Origin of the sequence: Aromatoleum buckelii, assembly GCF_012910785.2 — a bacterium.
GTDB classification, from domain to species: Bacteria; Pseudomonadota; Gammaproteobacteria; order Burkholderiales; family Rhodocyclaceae; genus Aromatoleum; species Aromatoleum buckelii.
The window spans coordinates 683,557-703,714 of record NZ_WTVH02000010.1 but is presented as its reverse complement, the minus strand read 5'-3'; the positions used below and the strand labels follow the sequence as shown (position 1 = coordinate 703,714).

At 66.7% G+C, this 20,158-nt stretch carries 16 protein-coding genes; 9 read left to right on the top strand and 7 right to left on the bottom strand.

The genetic code is table 11. From position 1 onward, the window contains the following. Nucleotides 1-8 precede the first annotated feature (8 nt). Together GO608_RS14020 and GO608_RS14015 are read right to left on the bottom strand one after the other, a co-directional pair. The gene (locus GO608_RS14020) at nucleotides 9-143 is read right to left on the bottom strand and encodes a DUF3501 family protein (RefSeq protein ID WP_247003146.1); all 135 of its coding nucleotides are present in this window, start codon (nucleotides 141-143) and stop codon (nucleotides 9-11) included. 136 nt (nucleotides 144-279) lie between these two features. After that, entirely contained in the window at nucleotides 280-873 is a 594-nt protein-coding gene (locus GO608_RS14015; protein WP_169197901.1) for a CBS domain-containing protein, read from the bottom strand. Between the two features lie 12 nt (nucleotides 874-885). Here GO608_RS14015 and GO608_RS14010 point away from each other — a divergent pair, with 12 nt between their 5' ends. Then, nucleotides 886-1,071 carry a hypothetical protein gene (locus GO608_RS14010; RefSeq protein ID WP_169197902.1) on the top strand — a complete coding sequence of 62 codons (186 nt, stop codon included), beginning with the start codon at nucleotides 886-888 and terminating at the stop codon, nucleotides 1,069-1,071. A 63-nt stretch (nucleotides 1,072-1,134) separates the two neighbouring features. Here the strand turns inward: GO608_RS14010 and GO608_RS14005 are convergent, their stop codons facing one another. Then, nucleotides 1,135-1,665: an RNA pyrophosphohydrolase gene (locus GO608_RS14005; RefSeq protein ID WP_169197903.1), complete on the bottom strand. Its 531-nt coding sequence runs from the start codon at nucleotides 1,663-1,665 to the stop codon at nucleotides 1,135-1,137. A 199-nt stretch (nucleotides 1,666-1,864) separates the two neighbouring features. Here GO608_RS14005 and GO608_RS14000 point away from each other — a divergent pair, with 199 nt between their 5' ends. Beyond that, nucleotides 1,865-3,616: a proline--tRNA ligase gene (locus GO608_RS14000; RefSeq protein WP_169197904.1), complete on the top strand. Its 1,752-nt coding sequence runs from the start codon at nucleotides 1,865-1,867 to the stop codon at nucleotides 3,614-3,616. A 17-nt stretch (nucleotides 3,617-3,633) separates the two neighbouring features. After that, nucleotides 3,634-4,281 carry a transglycosylase SLT domain-containing protein gene (locus GO608_RS13995; protein ID WP_169197905.1) on the top strand — a complete coding sequence of 216 codons (648 nt, stop codon included), beginning with the start codon at nucleotides 3,634-3,636 and terminating at the stop codon, nucleotides 4,279-4,281. 78 nt (nucleotides 4,282-4,359) lie between these two features. Here the strand turns inward: GO608_RS13995 and GO608_RS13990 are convergent, their stop codons facing one another. Further along, nucleotides 4,360-4,977 carry a bactofilin family protein gene (locus tag GO608_RS13990; RefSeq protein ID WP_169197906.1) on the bottom strand — a complete coding sequence of 206 codons (618 nt, stop codon included), beginning with the start codon at nucleotides 4,975-4,977 and terminating at the stop codon, nucleotides 4,360-4,362. A gap of 323 nt (nucleotides 4,978-5,300) precedes the next feature. Here GO608_RS13990 and GO608_RS13985 point away from each other — a divergent pair, with 323 nt between their 5' ends. The 4 genes from GO608_RS13985 to GO608_RS13970 all read left to right on the top strand — a co-directional run bounded on the left by GO608_RS13985 (nucleotide 5,301) and on the right by GO608_RS13970 (nucleotide 9,296). Then, entirely contained in the window at nucleotides 5,301-6,710 is a 1,410-nt protein-coding gene (locus GO608_RS13985; RefSeq protein WP_169197907.1) for a sensor histidine kinase, read from the top strand. Continuing rightward, a complete protein-coding gene (locus GO608_RS13980; RefSeq protein WP_169197908.1) occupies nucleotides 6,700-7,353 on the top strand; it encodes a hypothetical protein in 654 nt (217 codons plus the stop codon). Before GO608_RS13985 ends, GO608_RS13980 begins: the two co-directional genes overlap by 11 nt. Next, the gene (locus GO608_RS13975; RefSeq protein ID WP_169197909.1) at nucleotides 7,350-8,753 is read left to right on the top strand and encodes a sigma 54-interacting transcriptional regulator; all 1,404 of its coding nucleotides are present in this window, start codon (nucleotides 7,350-7,352) and stop codon (nucleotides 8,751-8,753) included. The genes GO608_RS13980 and GO608_RS13975 overlap by 4 nt, the downstream gene beginning before the upstream one ends. 213 nt (nucleotides 8,754-8,966) lie before the next feature. Further along, the gene (locus tag GO608_RS13970; protein ID WP_247003144.1) at nucleotides 8,967-9,296 is read left to right on the top strand and encodes a BON domain-containing protein; all 330 of its coding nucleotides are present in this window, start codon (nucleotides 8,967-8,969) and stop codon (nucleotides 9,294-9,296) included. Between the two features lie 91 nt (nucleotides 9,297-9,387). On the opposite strand, the gene tldD is transcribed toward GO608_RS13970, so the two are convergent. From tldD to GO608_RS13955, 3 genes are all read right to left on the bottom strand, one after another. Beyond that, on the bottom strand, nucleotides 9,388-10,833 hold the full coding sequence (tldD, locus tag GO608_RS13965) for a metalloprotease TldD (RefSeq protein ID WP_169197911.1): 1,446 nt from the start codon (nucleotides 10,831-10,833) through the stop codon (nucleotides 9,388-9,390). Between the two features lie 79 nt (nucleotides 10,834-10,912). Next, nucleotides 10,913-11,752 (bottom strand): carbon-nitrogen hydrolase family protein, encoded by an 840-nt coding sequence (locus GO608_RS13960; RefSeq protein WP_169198010.1) that lies wholly within the window; start codon nucleotides 11,750-11,752, stop codon nucleotides 10,913-10,915. Next, nucleotides 11,752-15,639, bottom strand: coding sequence for a YhdP family protein (locus tag GO608_RS13955; protein WP_169197912.1), 3,888 nt, complete (start codon nucleotides 15,637-15,639; stop codon nucleotides 11,752-11,754). The genes GO608_RS13960 and GO608_RS13955 overlap by 1 nt, the downstream gene beginning before the upstream one ends. Before the next feature lie 139 nt (nucleotides 15,640-15,778). Between GO608_RS13955 and glnE the strand changes: the two genes are divergently transcribed. Both glnE and GO608_RS13945 read left to right on the top strand, forming a co-directional pair. Next, nucleotides 15,779-18,463: a bifunctional [glutamate--ammonia ligase]-adenylyl-L-tyrosine phosphorylase/[glutamate--ammonia-ligase] adenylyltransferase gene (gene glnE, locus GO608_RS13950; RefSeq protein WP_247003142.1), complete on the top strand. Its 2,685-nt coding sequence runs from the start codon at nucleotides 15,779-15,781 to the stop codon at nucleotides 18,461-18,463. A gap of 161 nt (nucleotides 18,464-18,624) precedes the next feature. Further along, the gene (locus GO608_RS13945) at nucleotides 18,625-20,130 is read left to right on the top strand and encodes a CYTH and CHAD domain-containing protein (protein ID WP_169197914.1); all 1,506 of its coding nucleotides are present in this window, start codon (nucleotides 18,625-18,627) and stop codon (nucleotides 20,128-20,130) included. Nucleotides 20,131-20,158: the final 28 nt, after the last annotated feature.

Genomic DNA, 20,158 nt, shown 5'->3' with positions numbered 1-20,158 from the left:
TTGTGAGCTCAACCGGCGTTTAACGCCGAGATCATGTCCGGCGGCAGCTCGAATCGGAGGAAATGCACCGCAGAGGTCTTTTCGGCATTGTCACGTTCCGGATCCTCTTCGGCAATCGAAAAAGCCTCGAAGGCCAGTATCACGTCCGCGCGGCCGGCCGATGTGTAGCCCCCTACGGCTCAAGGTTTTCGAGATGTTCGTGTGCGCTTGCCCGGTCTCGTCTTCGGCCTTCCAGGAGGGAAAGCGCCATGAGACACCATGTGAGCCGGGCTTTATGGATCAGGCGGAGATCGCCGCTTCGATTTCAGCGAAATTCCTCGCGATCTCGGTGCTGACCGGCTGGGGCTCCCCGAGCTGGCGCGCGATCTGGGACGCCGAGAAAATCCCCCTGATCAAGCCCCGTCCCCCCTCGCAGCGTTCCAGCACCAGAGCATGCTGCCGACCGGAGCGTTTCAACGTCGCGAGAACATGCCCCACATCCGCGCGCATGACCTCGCCCAGCTCGACGGCCTCGGTGCGCTCGAGTGGCGTCATGACGGAATGGACGGTCAGTTCGCCGACCCGGACCCCGCGTTCCTGCGCGGTCCGCACCGGGCCTTCGCCCAGCAAGTCGGCGACCGAGATCACCCCCATCACCTGGTGACGCGAATCGGTCACCAGCAACAGTCGCACTCCGCGCAGGATCATTGCGCGGTTGGCATCGGCCAGCGACGTTTCAGCCGCGATCGTCGCCGCGGGAATTCTCGTGAGGTCGGTCATGACCTCTATCGCGGGGGAGTTGCGGGAGACCCGGCGGTTGTTATCGGTTCTTGCGACTTCGCAGTGCAGGCCCGCAAGGCGCGCTTGCGGAAGCGGATCGAATTCCCGGTTCATGGACACCTCCCATTGCAGAATATCGACAAGCGCACCGACACCATGTCGTTGATCTTTTCGGCCTGCCGCAAGCACATCTTTTTCATGTCCGAGAAGCTTGGCAGAGGCCGCGGCCGAACGGTCGGAACGCATCCCTTCGACCGAGTCGTTTCCGGCGAGTTCATCGCCGCAAATCGGTGGAATTCGGAAAGAGAATGAGCGGGCTCAAAGAAAACGCCCCGCGTGCCGAACATCGGCAGGCGGGGCAACGAGGAATGGCGTTCAAGGCTCGCGCACTTCGGCCAATGCCTTGTAGGCCTCGGGTGGGTCCCGTGGCCGCGTCCGGAACAACGTCTTCGACAGTTCGAACAACGCCTGCTGGTACACCTGCCGCTTGAACTCAATCACGGCTTCCAGCGGCACCCAATAGTCACTCCAGCGCCAGGCATCGAACTCCGGGTGAGTGCTGGCTCGCAGGCAGACGTCGGAATCACGCCCTACCAAACGCAACAGAAACCAGATCTGCTTCTGTCCCCGGTAGGTATTGCGCCATTCCCGTTTGATCCAGTGCTTCGGAACGTCGTACCGCAACCAACCACGCGTGCGGCCGAGAATCTTCACATGCTCGGGACGCAGACCCACTTCCTCGAACAGTTCACGGAACATGGCCTGCTCCGGCGTTTCGCCGTGCTTGATGCCACCTTGCGGGAACTGCCACGAATGCTCACGGATCCGCTTGCCCCAGAAAACCTCATTGCGCGTGTTGACCAGAATGATGCCGACGTTCGGGCGATAGCCTTCACGATCGAGCATGATCAAACCTTCAATTCAAGAACTGTCACAATTTTTCCACATTTACAGAGGCTTGGAAAGGCGAACCACCGGAAGCGTTCCCGTTTCACAGCTTCGCGGCCGACGTGCAGCACGCCCGGCGGCATAGCGCAATCTGCATATCGGTCGTCGACACGGTAAAATCGCGTCTTTGCTCACCAGCCCGCCCCCCGGATCCAGCATGCGCGCCAGCCAGTATTTCATCTCCACCCTCAAGGAAGCCCCGTCGGACGCCGAGGTCGTCAGCCAGAAACTGATGCTGCGCGCGGGCTTCATCCGCAAAGTCGCAGCCGGCATCTACAGTTACCTTCCCATCGGCCTGCGCGTGATCCGCAAGGTCGAGGACATCGTGCGCGAGGAAATGAACCGCGCCGGCGCCCTCGAACTGACGATGCCGCTCGTTCAGCCGGCCGAACTCTGGAACGAGACCGGCCGCTGGGAACATATGGGCGCCGAGATGCTGCGCTTCAAGGATAGGCACGAGCGCGACTTCGCGCTGCAACCCACATCCGAAGAAGTGGTCACCGATATCGCTCGGCAGGAATTGAAGAGCTATCGCCAGCTGCCAAAGAACTTCTACCAGATCCAGACGAAGTTCCGCGACGAGCGCCGGCCGCGATTCGGCGTGATGCGGGGCCGCGAGTTCACGATGAAGGACGCTTATTCGTTCGACCGCGACGCGGCCGCCGCAGGCCGCAGCTACGATGCGATGTACGCTGCCTACTGCCGCATTTTCGATCGCCTCGGCCTGACGTACCGGGCTGTCGCTGCCGACACGGGAGCGATCGGCGGGGATCGCTCGCATGAGTTCCAGGTGATCGCCGACACCGGCGAGGATGCAATCGTCTACTGCCCCGGTTCCGCCTACGCGGCCAACATCGAACTTGCCGAAGCGCTGCCGTTGCTAGCGACCCGTGACGCGCCGGCCAAGGCGCTCGAAAAGACCCCCACCCCGGGCAGGACGACCTGCGCAGAGGTCGCGAAGCTTCTCGACGTGCCGCTCGAGACGACGGTGAAGTCGCTGGTCCTTGCGACCGATGACGTCGATGACGCGGGCAAGCCCACCGGCGTCACGGTGTGGCTGCTGCTCGTGCGCGGCGATCACGAACTGAACGAGGTCAAGGCGGGCAAGATCCCCGGCCTGAAGGCGGGGTTCCGCTTCGCGACGGAAACCGAGATCACCGAGCGCTTCGGCTGCAAGGCCGGCTACCTCGGGCCCGTGGGCGTGAACAAGGCCGTCAAGATCGTCGCCGATCGCACTGTCGCGAACATGGCCGACTTCATCTGCGGCGCCAATGAAGCCGACTTCCACCTGACCGGCACGAACTGGGGCCGCGACCTTCCCGAACCCGATCTCGTCGCCGACCTGCGCAACGTCGTCGAAGGCGACCCGAGCCCGGACGGCATGGGACGGCTCGCGATCCAGCGCGGCATCGAAGTCGGCCACGTTTTCTACCTCGGCACCAAATACTCGCAGTCGATGAACGCGACGTTCCTCGACGAGGACGGCAAGCCGAAGCATTTCGAAATGGGCTGCTACGGCATCGGCGTCACGCGCATCCTCGGTGCGGCGATCGAGCAGAACCACGACGCCCGCGGCATCATCTGGCCGGACGCGATCGCCCCGTTCCGCGTCGTCGTCTGCCCGGTCGGCTGGGGCAAGTCCGAAGCGGTGCGAAACGAAGCGACGAAGCTCTATGAAACACTGCGCGCCGACGGCATCGACGTGATCCTCGACGACCGCGACGAGCGTCCTGGCGTGATGTTTGCCGACTGGGAACTGATCGGCGTTCCGCATCGCGTCGTCATCGGTGGTCGCGGACTGAAGGAAGGGATGGCCGAATATCAGGGGCGACGCGACGCCGAGGCGGCGAAGATTCCGCTTGCCGAACTCGCGGCCTTCGTCGGGTCGAAGCTCCAGCCGGCCGCGTGAGGAGCGCCGATGGCGGCATGAGTGCCGCATACGGCCTCGTGCTGAGTGTCGTTCTGCTCGCGGGTCTCGCCGGCGCTCCGCGGCAGGCGCTGGCCGGGCGCCAGCAGTACGAACCCATGGCGGCGAGCGTGCGCTCAGCGCTGCACGCAGCTGTCAGCGACGCGGGCGCTCCGGAACTCCTGATTACGAACGAGGGCGAGCGGGTCCGCTGGCTGCAGGACATGTCCCGTCGCCTCGAAAAACGCATCCCGGACCGTCAATACCGGGAAGAATTGCTGACTGCAGTGCACTACGAAGCCACGCGGGCAGGACTCGATCCGCAACTCGTGCTGGGTCTGATCCAGGTCGAGAGCGGTTTCCGGAAATACGCGGTGTCGAGCGCCGGAGCGCGCGGCTTCATGCAGGTGATGCCGTTCTGGATCAAGACGATCGGCCTGCCGGAAGACAACCTCTTCCATCTGCGCACGAACCTGCGCTACGGCTGCACGATCCTGCGTCACTACGTCGATATCGAAAAAGGCGATCTGTACCGCGCGCTGGGACGCTACAACGGCAGTCTAGGCAAGCCGGAGTACCCGAACCTGGTACGCGCAGCGTGGGAGAAGCACTGGAGCTACTCGTCGCTGCGGCTCGCCTCCGACGACCGGGCAAGCCGCGCGAACTGAACTGAAGAGCGGCGCGCCCGGAGCAGCTCACCTCTCGCGAGCCGCCTCCTGGCGCGTGTCGCTACGACACGACAATCGTCAGCCGGCGCCCACGACTGCGACTTTCGGCAGCGACTCCTCGCGCGGCACGGCTCTCCCCGCCTCCTTCGCCGAAGCCAAGGACTGGACGTCGCCCGACAGCTCGCCGCCTTCCTCGATCAGGATCTTGCCGTAGCGGATCTTGCCGCTGACACGACCCGTCGCGTGGATCACGAGTTGGGTGCGGGCAGTGAGTTCGCCCTCGAACCGGCCGTGGATTTCCGCGATGTCGATGCCGACCGTCCCTGCGAACGAGCCGCTTTCGGCGATGCGAATGACGCGGCTGTCCATCGTCGCTTCGACGCGACCTTCGACGATCAGCGTGTCGCAATCCAGTATCTCCGCGCCTTTGAGCTTGACCTCGGGCCCGACGATGAGGCGGCTACCCGAAGCGTAACCCGCATCTTCCGCGGCCTCGTTGGCGCGAGGAAGAGAGGTCGAGGCGGCGGTCCCGCCTCCGACGCTGCTCGTGCCGGCATCGCGCGCGGCTTGGGATGTCTCGGCGGAAGTGTTGGAACTGGCCGGCTGAGCGGCTGCGAAATTGCCCGGCCCTATGCGCGGTCCGCGCGCGGCCTGTGGATCGGCAGCTTTCGGGAACACTGGGGATTTGCTGAACATGATCTCTCCTGGGGTGAATTCGCGTCAGACGACCCGGGACGCGAACGCAAAATCCAGGCCATGAAGATTTAGTCTTTTAAATTCATATTCTTGGAAATATAAGCTGGAACAGTACACGAGATTTTTAGCCATGCTGTGTCGCCTGCAAGCGACGCCTTTCACGGCACTTCATCATAAACAATTGAATATTATCGAGTTGTTCATGTCGCTTCAGAGAGACATAGGTGTAGCCAAAAAGCGCCAGCTTGCATTTCCTTACGGACCCCGACCCAAAGCCCACTCTAAACTGCGACGCCGGACTTCGAGCTATTCGCCGGCCGTCCATGTCCCGCCTGTCCTTCAGTTCCACGCTGCTTGCGAGCTTTCTGCTCATCGCCGCGATCCTCGGCACCGCCGCGCTCGGCGGACTGCTGACCCTGGAAGACTTTGCGGCGCGCAGTCGGGACGGCGCAAAGCACGCGCTCGGTTTTTCCAGCGCGCTCCAGGAACTGGGTGAACGCACGGTGGATCTGGAACGCAGCGCTCGGCAGTTTCTGGTTCTCGACGATCCCGTCCTGCTCAAGCGGTTCGAGCAGGCGCGCGACGACTCGATGACCGCGCTGGTATGGATTGGCGGTCTCGGAAGCGCGAAATCGCAAGCGCTTGTCACCCAGTGGAGCGACGCCGCTGAGCGGGCCGCGGCAGCGTTGAACACTGGCGCGGGAGCCGACGCCGCGCTCCAGGCACTCGGGGAGTTGCCGATCCTCAACGAACAGCTCGCCGCGGAACTCCGTCTGCAGCTGGAGGCCGAGTCGAACCGGCTGCTCGACGAACTCGACGGCAATCGGGAACAGCTGGCGTGGCACCTCTTGGTCGCAGTGACGGCGGCCTTCCTGCTCGCCGCGCTCACCGGATGGTGGGTGCTGCGTCCGCTGAACCGGGTCGAAGGCGCGATCGAAGCCCTCGGCGAGAGTCGCTTCGACGAACCAGTCATCATTGGCGGGCCGGCCGACCTGCGCCGGGTCGGGCGGCGACTGGACTGGCTGCGGGTGCGCCTCGCTGACCTGGAAGCGAACCGGACGCGAGTGCTGCGCCATGTCTCGCACGAACTGAAAACTCCGCTCGCATCCTTGCGCGAAGGGATCGCGCTGCTCAAGGACGGCGTCGTCGGCGAGCTCACGACCGGGCAGCACGAAGTGGTTGGGATTCTCGAGCACAATACTCGCGCGTTGCAGCTGCGCATCGAAGGATTGCTGGGCTACAACGCCGCGGTGTTCGACGCGCGCAGCCTCAAGCGGCGGAAAGTGGCATTGCGACCGCTGGTCGAGTCGGTGGTCGCGGAACAGCAATTGCAAATACAAAGCCGGAATCTTCACGTCGATATCGACGTAAACGGCGATGTCCCGCCGTTGACCGCCGACCCCGACAAGCTGCGGATCGCGTTCGCGAACCTGGTCGCGAACGCGATCTCGTTCAGTCCGCCAGGAGGCGAGGTGCGGCTGAAAATCGCCTGCGAACTGCACGGGGTGACGATCGACTGCATCGATGAGGGCCCCGGCGTGCCTGAAAACGAATCCGAGCGCATCTTCGAACCTTTTTACCAGGGTAGCCGGCAACCGGCGATGCCCCGTCATGGCAGCGGTCTGGGCCTTTCGATCGTGCGCGAATTCGTCCACGCGCATGGCGGGAAAATCGAGCTGCTGCCCACCTCCGCAGGCGCTCACTTCAGGATTGCACTTCCCCATGAAAGCTGAAACCGAAACGGGTCGCTTTGCCGCGTCGGCTCCGGCACCTTCCGTGGCCCGGCGTCCGTTGTGCGTCGAAAAGACGTTCATCGCCTTGCTGGCTGCCCTCCTGTTCGCAGGGTGTGCGACGTTGGCTGCACCCGGCGCCGGCGACGAGCGCGGCGATCAGTCGAAGGACGCCGACCGGCGCGCAGTCGAGAGCGCAATCGAGTACTACCATTTCGTTCGCCGGCTCGAACCCATCGAGCTGGAACGGGAACGGGACGCTCTTGCGGTCGGCGTGGGTGAGCCGCTGCAGCAGCTGCTCCAGGCGATCGCGCTCGCCCGCCCGCCGGGAAGCAATATTCCCCGTGCGCTGGCGCTGCTGGGAGTCGTCGACGCCTCGACACGGCCGGAAGCGGTCGCGTTGCGTCCGCTAGTGCGCCTGCTCGCCGACCAATTTGCCGAGCAGCAACGTCTCGAGACGGCAGCGCGATCCCTCACCCGGCAACTCGAACACACTGGCCAGCATCTCAAGGAAAGCCGCCGGCACGCCCGACAGCTCGAGGAAAAGATCGAAGCGCTGACCGAGATCGAACGCACGCTGCCGGAGCGTCCGGCGGCCCACGCGGCACCGCCGCCGCCCCCGACGGAACGGAGGATCACGCGATGAAAGCCCCTCACAGCCCCGCCCCCACTGCCGGCGCCCACCTGCTGCTCGTCGATGACGACACCGACCTGCTCAAGCTGCTGTCGCTGCGCCTGCATGCAAGTGGCTATCGCGTCAGCACCGCCGAGACGGCGGAGGCTGCGCTCGGGCGCATCGCGGTCGAACGCTTCAGCCTGGTCGTCAGCGACGTGCGCCTGCCCGATCGCGACGGGCTCGCGCTGTTCGAGGAAATCCGGCGCACCTGCCCCGTGCTGCCGGTGATCCTGCTCACCGCGCACGGCAGCATTCCCGACGCCGTCGAAGCGACCTCCCGCGGTGTCTTCGGCTATCTGACGAAACCTTTCGACAGCCAGGCGCTGCTCGAGAAGATCGCGCAGGCCCTGCAGGTGGGCGGCCCGATGCACGTCGGGGACGACGCCGACGGCAGCGACTGGCGCGATGAAATCATCAGCCACAGCAACCGCATGGCGACAGTCCTGGACGAAGCCCGCCTCGTCGCGGCATCGGACGCGAGCGTCCTCATCCGCGGCGACAGCGGCACCGGCAAGGAACTGCTCGCGCGCGCAATCCACCGCATCAGCAGCCGCGCGAATGCGCCATTCGTCGCGATCAACTGCGGTGCGATTCCGGAACAGTTGCTCGAATCGGAACTCTTCGGCCACGTGAAAGGGGCCTTTACCGGCGCGGCAACCGCCAACACCGGGCTTTTCCTCACCGCTAACCGCGGCACGGTGTTTCTCGACGAGATCGGCGACATGCCGCTCGCGCTGCAGGTGAAGCTGCTGCGCGTGCTGCAGGAGCGCGCCGTGCGCCCTGTCGGGGCGAGTCGCGCCGAGCCGATCGATGTGCGGATCATCTCCGCGACGCACCGCGACCTGGAACTCGCGCTTGCCGAGGGACAGTTCCGCGAGGACCTGTTCTACCGGCTCAACGTCGTCAGCCTGACCTTGCCGACGCTCGACCAGCGCCGCGAGGACATCCCGCTGCTCGCCAACCATTTCCTCGAGGTGATCGGGCGCAAATACCACAAACGGCTGCGCGGTTTCGCCCCCGAAGCAATGGAAGCCCTCGCGACGGCAGCCTGGCCGGGAAATATCCGCCAGCTGCAGAACGTCGTCGAACAGGCCTGCGCGCTCGCGACGACGTCATTGATCCCGCTCGCCCTGGTCGAACGGGCGCTACGGGTGCCGAGCATCGAAGCCCTGAGTTACGCCGAAGCGAAGCAACGCTTCGAACGCAACTACCTCATCCAGCTCCTCAAGCTCACCGACGGCAATGTTTCGGACGCGGCGCGCCTCGCGGATCGCAACCGCACGGAGTTCTACCGTCTGCTGCAACGGCATGCGCTGACTCCCAGCCTGTTTCGCGACGGCGGAGTTGTCGCCCGCGAACGACAGCAATAACGCCTTCGATACAACGTCTTGTCCGGGGCGCCCCGCTTTAGTCGCCGCTCCCCGACAAATTCGGCCCGACAGCGCGCGAACGCGCACCGTCCGACCCTGCCCTGCTACAGCAACCCGTTGATTGAGGTCGCCATTCGGCAACTGGCATGAAGTCTGCTGCTACGGGGATCCGGCCTTCGCCTTTTTAGCCTGTTTATTGCACAAGGAGCCTGCATGATCAGACGGAAGACTATTGCCTCCGTGCTCACCACCACTGCAATCGCTTTCTGCATTGCCCCCACACCCGCCCGGGCAGCGGACATGGCTTCCGCCGCCGCGCCGCCCAACGAACGCGACCGCGGGCTGCAGCGCGACGTCAAGAGCGCGCTTGTCGCCGATCCGGCGCTGCAGCAGACCCATATCGCGGTATTCACTGAAGGGGGACAGGTGACGCTTGCCGGCGTCGTCACCACCCCAGCGCAGCGGGACCGCGCACAGCGCAATGCGATGACAGTCCGCGGCGTGCGCCAGGTGGAGAACGCAATCGAGGTCACTGAACCCTGAGCGGCACCGACGGAGGCAGCTGGGTACTACTCCGCCGGGGCTACAAGCAGCTCCGCGTCCCGGTGTTTGGACGCAGGGGCGCCGGCGATCTTCAGCCGGTTCCGCCGACGGTCAAGCCATCGATGCGCAGCGTCGGCTGCCCCACCCCGACCGGCACGCTCTGGCCATCCTTCCCGCACGTGCCGACGCCCGGATCGAGGGCCATGTCGTTGCCGATCATCGATACACGCGTCAGCGCGTCCGGGCCGTTGCCAATCAGCGTCGCGCCCTTGACCGGGCGCGTGACCTTGCCGTTCTCGATCAGGTAGGCCTCGGCGGTCGAGAAAACGAACTTGCCTGACGTGATATCGACCTGCCCGCCGCCGAAATTGGCTGCATAGAGGCCTTTTTTCACCGACTTGATGATTTCCTCATGCGACTTGTCGCCGTTCAGCATGTAGGTGTTCGTCATGCGGGGCAGCGGCAGGTGGGCGAACGACTCGCGGCGGCCATTGCCGGTCGGCTTCACGCCCATCAGGCGCGCGTTCATCGTGTCCTGCATGTAGCCGGTGAGAATGCCGTCCTCGATCAGCATGGTGCATTCGGTCGGATTGCCTTCGTCGTCGATCGTCAGCGAGCCGCGGCGATCCGGCAGCGTGCCGTCGTCGACGACCGTGACGCCTTTCGCCGCCACCTGCTGCCCCATGCGCCCGGAGAACGCGGAACTGCCCTTGCGGTTGAAGTCGCCTTCCAGGCCGTGGCCGATCGCTTCGTGCAGCAGGATCCCGGGCCAGCCCGGCCCGAGCACGACGCTCATCGTGCCCGCCGGCGCCGGCCCGGCGCCGAGGTTCGTGCGGGCCTGATGCACCGCGGCGAGGGCATATTCGCGCAGCCGGTCGTCGTCGAAATAACCGTAGTCGAAGCGGCCGCCACCGCCGCCGCTGCCTTGCTCCCGGTCGCCGTTTTCTTCCATGATCACGGTGACCGAAACTCGCACCAGCGGACGCACATCAGCCGCCATGTGGCCGTCGCTGCGCATCACCATGACGACTTCCCACGAGCCGGAAATGTGCGCCATCACCTGCGTGACGCGTGGGTCTTCGTCGCGCGCGAAGCGTTCGAGCCGTTCGAGCAGCTTCACTTTCGCGGTGTCGTCGAGCGAGGCGAGCGGATCGTCGCCGCGATATAGGCGCGGGAGGCCGGCATGCGGCCGGACTGCGACGCTGCGCTGCCCGCCACCGTCCGCGATCGCCCGCGTGGCTTCAGCAGCCGCAGTGAGCGCCGGCAGCGAAATGTCATCGGAGTAGGCGAAAGCGGTCTTCTCGCCGCAGATCGCGCGCACCCCGACGCCCTGCTCGATGTTGAAGCTGCCGGACTTGACGATGCCTTCCTCGAGGCTCCAGCCTTCGGAACGGTGATACTGGAAATACAGATCGGCATAGTCGAGCTGGTGGCTCAACAGCTTGCTGAACACTTTCTCGAGTTCCGGATGGCCCAGATCGTAGGGGTTCAGCAGGTACCGGTCGGCAACCTTAAGCGAATTTTGTGTCGGGCTCATTGTTTGTCCAGTCGTTGGATCGCCCCGTTCGACAAGGCCGACCCGATAAAGGTCACCGGAGTCTCGTCCGGCCCCCGGTTCAGGTTGCGAGGCAGCGGTGCCGCAGCGCCGGCAGGCTCTCGCGCACCGCCGCGATACGCTCCGGATCGAGGTCCGCGGCGACGACGCCGGGCCCTTCGTCCCGGCATGCGAGCACCTCGCCCCACGGGTCGACGATCAGGCTGTGTCCCCAGGTCACGCGCCCGCCCGGGTGGCGTCCGCCTTGCGCCGGGGCCATCACGTAGCACTGGTTTTCGATCGCGCGCGCACGCAGCAGCACTTCCCAATGGTCGCGGCCGGTCGTCCACGTGAAGGCCGCCGGCAACACGATCAGATCGACCTTGCCCATCGCGCGGAAGAGCTCGGGAAAACGCAGGTCGTAGCACACCGACAAGCCGACGCGGCCGCACGGGCCGTCAAACGTGACCACCTCGTGCCCGGCCTCGATCGTCGCGGCCTCGTCGTACTGTTCGCTGCCCTTGCGAAAGCCGAACAGATGGATCTTGTCGTAGCGGGCGACCTGCTTACCGCCCGGGTCATACACCAGCATGCTGTTGCGGACCTTGCCGTCGGCGTCGGCGACGAGCGGAATCGTGCCGCCGACGAGCCACACGCGATGACGCACGGCCGCCTCGCGCAGGAAGTCCTGCAGCGGACCGTGGCCTTCGGTCTCGCGGATCGCGACTTTCGCCGTTTCGTCCGGCGTAATCAGCGGAAAATATTCCGGCAGCGCGACGAGCTGCGCGCCGTCGGCCGCCGCTTCGGCAACCAGCGCTCCGGCGACGCGCAGGTTCTCCGCGACATCCGGGCCGGACACGGTCTGGATCGCCGCGATCCGGCACGCTCCGGGCGAAGGGTCTGGGGACACGCTCACGTTCATCATTCCTGGTCAGGTTGCGGATTCGCCGCGGCCGAACGGCCGGCGAGCTTCTCGACCTTCGGATCCGCCCAGCTGCCGGTGATCGCGTAATTGAAGGCGAACAGCTTTTCGATCGGGTCGCTGAGTGCTTTCTGCGCGACGTAGGCGACGACGCCGGCGACCGGATTGATCAGTCCGGCCGCCGCGCCGATCGCGACCGATTCGGACAGCGTCGGCTGAACCGTGACTTTCAGATCCTGGGTTTCCCTTTCGACGTCCGCCGAACCGCTCATGAGGATCCGGGCCGCCGGGCCGCGGATCAGCAGATCATCGGTCCGCATGACGCCGGCGCTGACGTCGATGCTACCGGAAATGCGATCGAACGCGAATCCTTCACTGAGAACGTCGCGAAAATCCAGCGTCAGCCGTCGCGGCAGCGCCTGCAGGCTGAGGACGCCGAGTAGGCGGCCCATCCCCGGCTCGAGCTTGCGGAACTGGCCGTTGCCCGCTTCGACGAGCATCGCACCCGACAGCGACGGGTAGTGGATGCGCGTCGGTGCGCCGCTCCAGCCGAGCTTGCCGCTAAGGAGTGCGTGGCCGCCGCGCACCGCCTCCTCGTAACCCATGCGCGTCGCGAAACGGCCGATGTCGTTGGCTTCGAGACGGAAATCGAGCGTGGTACTGGGGCGGGTGCCGGGACGCCACTCGCCACTCCCCGTGAGCGTCGCATCGGCGTTGGCGATCGCGAAGGCATCGAGATGCCAGACCTCGCCGCGATTGCGCGCCTGCAGCTCGAGGCGGCCTAGGTCGATGCCGCGCAGCACGAAGCGGTCGGCGACGACATTCAGTCCGGGCAGCCGGCGCGGCGGCTCGTAGGCGTCGAGCGGATCAGCGCCGCCGCCGTCGCCCTCGTCCGCGGCACCGACGACAAGACGCTTCAGGCGCGCCTGGAGCGCGCCTTCGCCGCGCTCGCGCCAGTCGAACTCGCCCTCGACTTCAGTGCTCGCGATGCGTCCCTTCCAGCCGCCGGCATCGGTTCGGGCCGCGAGCCGCACCCCCGACAGGCTCTGCCCGAATGCCGTCGCGCGCTTCGCCTGCAGCTCGATGCCCGCCAGGGGCGGCATCTGCCCGGCGACAGCACCCGTGCCCGGCTGCTCACCGGTGCTCTCGTCGCCATCGAAGACCGCACGCCACGCATCAACGTCCAACTCGTCGAGATCGGCGACCACCAGCACGCCGCGGTCGGCCTGGCGCAGCGGCGCAAACAGCGCCAGGCCACCACGTTCGATCTCCCATCCCTGCTCGCTGCGTCGCCGCACGAGCTCGAGTTCGGCGCGCCCGTCGAGCGAGACGCGGATGTCCTCACGCGCGCCGCCGGGAAAGGCGAACGCGACGTGCAGCGGCCAGCGCGCCGTCGCACTCTTGTTCATCGGCGCCGGCAGACTGGACGCCACGCCCGACAGGTCGGACTGCACGACGACGCGGGTCTGCTGCGCGCGCAGGTCGATCGTCGCCTGCCACGGCAGCGTTCCCGACAGGTGCGCGAGCACCGGCCAGTCCTGCGCGTGCCGCAAGGCCTGGATGCTGGCCGCACCCGTCGCCCTGAAGCTCACGCCGCCGTCCTTCGCGGCATCGGCAACCAGTTGCATCGGTTCGCCGAAAAGCCGTCCGTGCGCATCCGGGATCGCGAGGTCTTTTTCGGTGAAACGCACCCTGCCCGCAGCTTCGGTCACCGGGGGCAACGCGTCGACGAGCCACAGGCGATTGTCGGCGAAGCGGAATTCGCCTTTCACGGTGCTGTCGGCGATGTCGCGCAGCGGCATCACCAGCTTCAGGTCGAGCGTTCCACGCCCCTCGGCGCGCATGCCGTCGGTGAAACCGTCGATCCGCCCGCTGACCGGGCTCGCCGAGACGAAGCGGAGAAACTCCGCAGTGGGACCGCCTGCGCGCCCGTCGATCGTCATCACCTCGCCGGCTGGCGCGTCGAGCTCCGGCACCTCCGCGACGACGCGGCCCAGCGTCGCGCCGAAGATGCGCGCCCGCTCGGCAACGATTCGCATCCCCGGCCCATCGAAACGGACTTCGCCGTGGATGTCGGTGATCGCCGGCCACCCTTCGGCATAGTCGAGGCTCGCCCCGGCGACGCGCGTCGTCACGAGGAACTGGCCCGATGCGCCGTCGCGAAACGGAAAGTCGTCGAGCTTGCCCCGGAGCCGCAACCGCGCCTCCGGCACCGTGCCGCCACTGAGGGCGTGGCGCAGCCAGTCGCGCGTCGCGTCGTTGACGACTTTCGGCAGGTAGCGCCACACGGCCTTGCTTTCGGCGCGCGTCAGGTGCGCCGCGAGGTCGATTTCTCCACGCCCTTCGGCCGCAGGCCGATACCAGCCGGAAGCACTGCCAGCGGCATCCGGGTTGTCGAAACTCGCACGGTCGATCGCGATCTCCAGTTGCCCGTCCTTCCGCGTCCAGCCGCCGTCAGCGCGCAGCATCGAAAACGCGAGGCGGGATTCCGGGAAGACCGCAGGCAGGTCGAGCGCCATGTCCTGCCCGACGAGACCGAAACGGCCGCGCTGCTCGTCGCCTTCGATCTCGCCGGACAGCCCCGCGAGGCCCGGCAGCACGCCTTGCGGGCGCAGCCCGAGCTCGTGGAACCGCGTCTTCAGGCTCCAACTGTCCGGCCGCGCGACATCGCCGCGCCATGCGAGCTGCAACGCCTCCAGCCGCCCCTGCGGATCGACCGCCGCAAGGCGCTCACGCACCGCCTCGTCGAACGGCAGATGCGCCGCCAGACGCGCGAGCACGGCGAAATCGAGCCGGTTCGCACTGAACTGTCCCCCATCCGCGTTGCCGTCGATCGGCTCGCGCAGCATGAAGTCGAGATCGACAGGCTCGACCTCCAGGCCGTCGTCGGTGACGATTCGCAGCGCCCGCGTCGATGCGCTCAGTCCCGCTGGCGAACGCCGCCCGGACAGCCAGCCGCGGGCGCTGGCGAGCTGCAGTTCGGGCAGGTCCGCAGCGAGGCGAGTCGCGACCTCATCGGCAGCGAAATTCGCCGTGAACGCTTCCGGCTGCCCGCGCGTGAATTCCAGCCACGCCCGCACGCCGCCGCTGCCCGCTAGTTCGATCGGGTAGTCGATCCATGCTCGCCATCCTCCCAAATCGGCCTGTGCGAGAGCCAAGTAAAGCTCGCCACTCCACGTCGCGGGCTCGGCAGGCTGTGCACTCGTGATGTCCCCGCGCAGGTCGAGTGTCGACGCGAGCGCCGCCGGAGGCGTGGCCTGCAGGCCGAAGCGGTAACGTCCCCCAGCGTGGGCAAGACGAAAATTCACGTGCTCGAGCCGCAGCTCGGGCGCGGCGCGCTGCGCATCGTGCCAGCTCACCGCTGCGTCGCGGATCACGATCTCGCGCTGCCCGAACAGCCAATCGGACAGCCCGCCGGAAGGGCCGCCTGAGGCGACCGGAATCCCGGCAACGAAGAGCTGCCCGGCGGCGTCGCGCCGCAACGCCAGTTGCGGCGCATGCAGGACGAGCCGGTGAAAGTGCGGCTGCCCGCGCAGCAGCGACGACCACGCGAGCGTCGCATCGACGGTGTCGAGCCGCAGCGCGGGACGGCCTTCACGATCGCGCAGTTCGACGCCCGACAGATGCAGGCGCGGACGCAGCCCCGACACGTCGGCCGACAATGCGTCGATCGAAACCGGCAGGCCGAGGGCGTCGCCGATCAGCGCGGCGAGGTGGCCGCGGTACTGGTCGGCACGCGGCAGCAGCACGTCGCGCACGAGCAGGAACGACAGCGCCGCGACGAAGAATGCGACCGCGAGCCCGATCGCCACGGGACCCCACGCGGCGCGGCGGCGCGTGGCCGGGGAGGCGGCGTGTGCGGCAGGAAGGACGGAAGGAGCGTTCATCTCGACAATGCTTGAGGCCGATGCTGCACGACTGAAAACGGACAGGCTTGGCTACAATCCGCTCCACGTCCTCCGCGCCGACGCCGCCACGCGGCGTCAGGAGCCCGCCATTCTAACAATGATCCGGAGCTCGCCTCCCATGTCCGTCGACTCCTCGCCGCTGCCCGAACCGCTCCGCCGCGCCGCGTCCATTTCCCGATTCATGCGCCGCATGCTCGACAGCCGGCCGTGGCTCGCCGCACAGCTCGCTGGTTCGATCGGACAACCGCTCGACAGCGAGGCGATGTCGTCGTTCCTCGCGAACCGCGGCCTCGATGAAGCGAGGCTGCGGGCGAGTCTGCGCCACTTGCGCAGCTGGGTCCTCTGCCACGTCCTGGCGCGCGACCTGAACGGATTCGCGGACCTCGCCGAAGTGACCGAAACGATGACCGTCCTCGCCGAAGTGACGGTGCGTGCCGCGTACGAAGTGCTGCGCGAAGGGCTCGTCGCGCGTTATGGCGCGCCGCTGTCGCCGACCGGCTGGGAGCAGGAGCTGCTGGTCATCGGCATGGGCAAGCTGGGCGGGCGCGAACTCAACGTGTCGTCGGACATCGACCTGATCTTCGTCTACCCGGAAGACGGCGACACCGGCGGCAACAAGGTGATCAGCAACTTCGAATTCTTCGAACGGCTCGGCAAGCAGATGATCCAGGCGCTCGCCGACGTCACCGAGCATGGCCAGGTGTTCCGCGTCGACATGCGTCTGCGGCCGAACGGCGATTCGGGGCCGCTGGTGTGCTCCTTCGATGCGCTGGAAAACTATTTCATCACCCAGGGTCGCGAATGGGAGCGCTACGCGTGGATCAAGGCGCGCGTGCTGGCCGGCGAGCGCTATCACGAGCTGGAACAGATCGCGCACCCGTTCGTGTTCCGCAAATACCTGGATTTCGGCTCGATCAACGCGATGCGCGCGCTGCACGCGCAGATCCGGCGCGAAGTCACGCGGCGCGACCGCGTGAACAACATCAAGCTCGGGCCCGGCGGCATCCGCGAGATCGAATTCACCGCGCAGGTGTTCCAGCTGATTCGCGGCGGGCGCGAACCGGGACTGCAGGTACGCGCGACGCTCGACGTGCTCGCGGTGCTCGGCGAGCGCGGCATGCTCACGCCGCAGACAGTCGGAGAGCTGGCCGAAGCCTACAACTTCCTGCGCCGCCTCGAGCACCGGCTGCAGTACCTCGACGACGCACAGACGCACGACCTGCCCGGCAACGACGAAGACCGCGAGTGCATTGCGCGGGCGATGGACTTTCCCGACTACGCGTCCTTCCTCGGCGTGCTCGACCACCATCGTGCCGCGGTGAGTCGCCATTTCGATCACGTGTTCGGCGATCCGAGCGAGGAAGCCCACACGCTCGACAGCATGTGGGCGGCCGCGCGGGACATCGAGCAGGCCGAACCGATCCTCTCGCGCCTCGGCTACGGCGACCCGTCCGGCGCCGCACACCGGCTTGCGGCGCTGCACGGGAGCGCACGCTACCAGCAGCTGCCGAACCACATCCGCAGCCGCCTCGACGCGCTGATGCCGCGCGTCGTCGAAGTCGCTGCCGCGACGCCGGGCCCGGACGAAACGCTCGCGCGCTGCATCGACCTGATCGAGGCGATCAGCCGCCGCGGCGCCTACCTCGCGCTGCTGCAGCAATACCCGCAGGCGCTGCGGCGCGTCGCCGACCTCGTCGGCGCGTCACGCTGGGCGGCGCAGTACCTCACGCGCCACCCGATCCTGCTCGACGAACTGCTCGACGACCGCAATCTCGAACCGGCTCCGGACTGGGACGCGCTGCGCGCGCAGATGCGCGACACGCTGGACACGCTCGAGCCCGACATGGAGCGCCAGATGGACGTCATGCGCGAGCAGCACCACGCGCAGGTGTTCCGGCTGCTGACGCAGGACATCGCCGGCCTGCTGTCCGTCGAGAAGCTCGCCGACCACCTGTCGGCGCTCGCCGACCTGATGCTCGAACTCGCGCTGCCGCTGGTGTGGCGCAAGATCAAGATCCGTCATCGCGACGAGCCGGCATTCGCCGTCATCGCGTACGGCAAGCTCGGCGGCAAGGAACTCGGCTACGCGTCGGACCTCGACATCGTGTTCCTGTTCGACGATCCGGCCCCCGAGGCGCTCGAGGTCTACACCCGGCTCGCGCAGCGCATCAACACCTGGCTGTCGAGCCAGACCGCCGCCGGCATCCTGTTCGAGACCGACCTGCGGCTGCGCCCGAACGGCGATTCCGGCCTGCTCGTGACGTCGATCGAGTCGTTCCGCAAGTACCAGCTCGAATCGGCATGGGTGTGGGAACACCAGGCGCTGACGCGCGCCCGCTTCGCCGCCGGCGACGCGACGATCGGCGCGGCTTTCGAGCGCATCCGCTGCGAAGTGCTGCGCCTGCCGCGCGACCTGGACAGCTTGCGTGCCGAAGTGCTGACGATGCGCCGCAGGATGAGCGCCGCGCACGCCGGAAAAAGCGAACGGTTCAACCTCAAGCACGACGCCGGTGGCCTCGTGGACGTCGAATTCCTGATCCAGTACCTCGTGCTCGGCCACGCGCACCGCTACCCGGAACTCACCGGCAACCTCGGGAACATCGCGCTGCTGCGCATCGCCGGCGAACTCGGCCTGATTCCCGCCGAGCTGGCTGCGCGCTGCGGCGACAGCTATCGCCTGTTCCGTCGCCTGCAGCACCGCCAGCGCCTCAACGGCCTGCTGTCGCTGGTCGATCCGGACGAGGTCGCGGCTGCCCGGGAATCGGTCCAGGCGCTCTGGGCAATCGTGTTCGGCAGCCCCTGAGCTGCGGCGGCGCCCCGCCCTGAGCCGCGGCGGCGCCCCGCCCTGAGCCCGCCGCTGCGCGCCGAACTCCCGCCGCGCTCACATCGCATCGCCATGCATCTTCGGTAACGGCACGCGGACTACAATCGCCCACTTCTTCACCCATCGTCCGCCTCCTTCCGATGAGCCAGGAAATCGAACTCAAGCTCAGCCTGCCTGCGAAAGCGGTGCCCGCGCTGCGTCGCCATCCGATCTTCAGCGGTGCCGCCCGGCAGGGCAACGCCGTGACGCTCGACAACACTTACTTCGACACGCCGGAGCTCGCGCTGAAGCAGCGCAAAGTCGCGCTTCGCATTCGCCGCCACGGGCGGGTGCGGCTGCAGACGGTGAAATGCTCGGCTGTCTCCGCAGGCGGCCTGACGCAGCGCCCGGAATGGGAACAGCCGTACAGCGGCGCCTTCGATTTCGCCGCCATCGATGCGCCCAAGGTGCTGAAGCTGCTGAAGCGGCACGAAGCGGCGCTGCAGCCGGTGTTCTCGACACGCTTTCGCCGCGAGACGCGCCTGTACGCCCCGCGCGAAGGCGTGCACATCCTGATAATGATCGACACCGGCGAAGTGATCGCCGGCGAACAGCGCGAGCCGATCTGCGAGCTCGAACTGGAGCTCGTCGAAGGGGAACCGCTCGACCTGCTGCTGCTCGCGTCGCAACTCGCTGCCGACCTCCCGCTGCTGCCGAACGACGTCAGCAAGGCCGAACGTGGCTACCGGCTACATCTGGGCGGCGAGCCTGAAGCGATGCGCGCCGAAGCGTCGACGATTGACGCGAACGAGACGCCGGTCGAAGCGTTCCGGACGCTGGCGTCCTCGTGCCTGCGGCAGTGGCAGGCGAACGTGAGCGCCGCGGCACATAGCAGCAAACCGGAATTCATCCATCAGTTGCGTGTTGCGTTGCGGCGCCTGCGCTCGCTGCTCGCGCTGTTCGCGCCCGCCCTGCCCGCGGATTTCGTCGCCGACTGGCGCGAACGGCTCAAGCACAATGCCGATCGCTTCGGCGACACGCGGGACCTCGACGTGCTCTACGACGAAGTGCTCGCTCCGGTCGTCGCGGGCGCGACGACCGAAGAACCGGCGATCAGGCGGCTGGCCGGACTCGCGCTCGCCGCACGCGATGAAGCGCGCGACGCGGCGGTCCATGACCTCGACCTCGCTGCCCAGGGCCGCCTGCTGATCGGATTCACCGCCGCACTCCATGCGCTGCCGACCAACGAGCTGATCGACGCGATCGATCTGCGCAATTTCGTGCGCCTCCAGCTCACGCGCCTGCGCAAGAAAGTGCGGCGACGCTTCGAAGCCGCGGCCGATCTGGTGCCGGCGCATCTGCACGCGTTGCGGATCGCGCTCAAGCGCCTGCGCTACGGAGTCGAGTTCTTCGCTCCGCTGTTCCCCGCCAAGGCCAGCCGGCGCTATCTCGAGCGCATCGTCCGGGCCCAGGATGCGCTGGGCTTCGTCAATGACGTCGATGTCGCCCGCGGACGGTTGCTCGGGTGGGCCGGCGAGGACGCCGAACTGCGCGCGGCGGCGGCTTTCGTCAGCGGCTGGCACAGCCCGAGATATGCGCGCCTGGCGCGGCGTTCGCTGCGCGAGCTCGAGCCGCTGCTGTGGGGCAAGACCCCGTGGGCCCGCTGAGCGCGTAAGGGCACTCGAACCGAGGGAC

What these genes read in the sequence shown, in the direction of transcription:
- GO608_RS14015 (WP_169197901.1), bottom strand. Translation starts at nt 873, where the DNA reads ATGAACCGGGAATTCGATCCGCTTCCGCAAGCGCGCCTTGCGGGCCTG.
- GO608_RS14005 (WP_169197903.1), bottom strand. Translation starts at nt 1,665, where the DNA reads ATGCTCGATCGTGAAGGCTATCGCCCGAACGTCGGCATCATTCTGGTC.
- GO608_RS14000 (WP_169197904.1), top strand. Translation starts at nt 1,865, where the DNA reads ATGCGCGCCAGCCAGTATTTCATCTCCACCCTCAAGGAAGCCCCGTCG.
- GO608_RS13995 (WP_169197905.1), top strand. Translation starts at nt 3,634, where the DNA reads ATGAGTGCCGCATACGGCCTCGTGCTGAGTGTCGTTCTGCTCGCGGGT.
- GO608_RS13990 (WP_169197906.1), bottom strand. Translation starts at nt 4,977, where the DNA reads ATGTTCAGCAAATCCCCAGTGTTCCCGAAAGCTGCCGATCCACAGGCC.
- GO608_RS13985 (WP_169197907.1), top strand. Translation starts at nt 5,301, where the DNA reads ATGTCCCGCCTGTCCTTCAGTTCCACGCTGCTTGCGAGCTTTCTGCTC.
- GO608_RS13980 (WP_169197908.1), top strand. Translation starts at nt 6,700, where the DNA reads ATGAAAGCTGAAACCGAAACGGGTCGCTTTGCCGCGTCGGCTCCGGCA.
- GO608_RS13975 (WP_169197909.1), top strand. Translation starts at nt 7,350, where the DNA reads ATGAAAGCCCCTCACAGCCCCGCCCCCACTGCCGGCGCCCACCTGCTG.
- GO608_RS13970 (WP_247003144.1), top strand. Translation starts at nt 8,967, where the DNA reads ATGATCAGACGGAAGACTATTGCCTCCGTGCTCACCACCACTGCAATC.
- tldD (WP_169197911.1), bottom strand. Translation starts at nt 10,833, where the DNA reads ATGAGCCCGACACAAAATTCGCTTAAGGTTGCCGACCGGTACCTGCTG.
- GO608_RS13960 (WP_169198010.1), bottom strand. Translation starts at nt 11,752, where the DNA reads ATGAACGTGAGCGTGTCCCCAGACCCTTCGCCCGGAGCGTGCCGGATC.
- GO608_RS13955 (WP_169197912.1), bottom strand. Translation starts at nt 15,639, where the DNA reads ATGAACGCTCCTTCCGTCCTTCCTGCCGCACACGCCGCCTCCCCGGCC.
- glnE (WP_247003142.1), top strand. Translation starts at nt 15,779, where the DNA reads ATGTCCGTCGACTCCTCGCCGCTGCCCGAACCGCTCCGCCGCGCCGCG.
- GO608_RS13945 (WP_169197914.1), top strand. Translation starts at nt 18,625, where the DNA reads ATGAGCCAGGAAATCGAACTCAAGCTCAGCCTGCCTGCGAAAGCGGTG.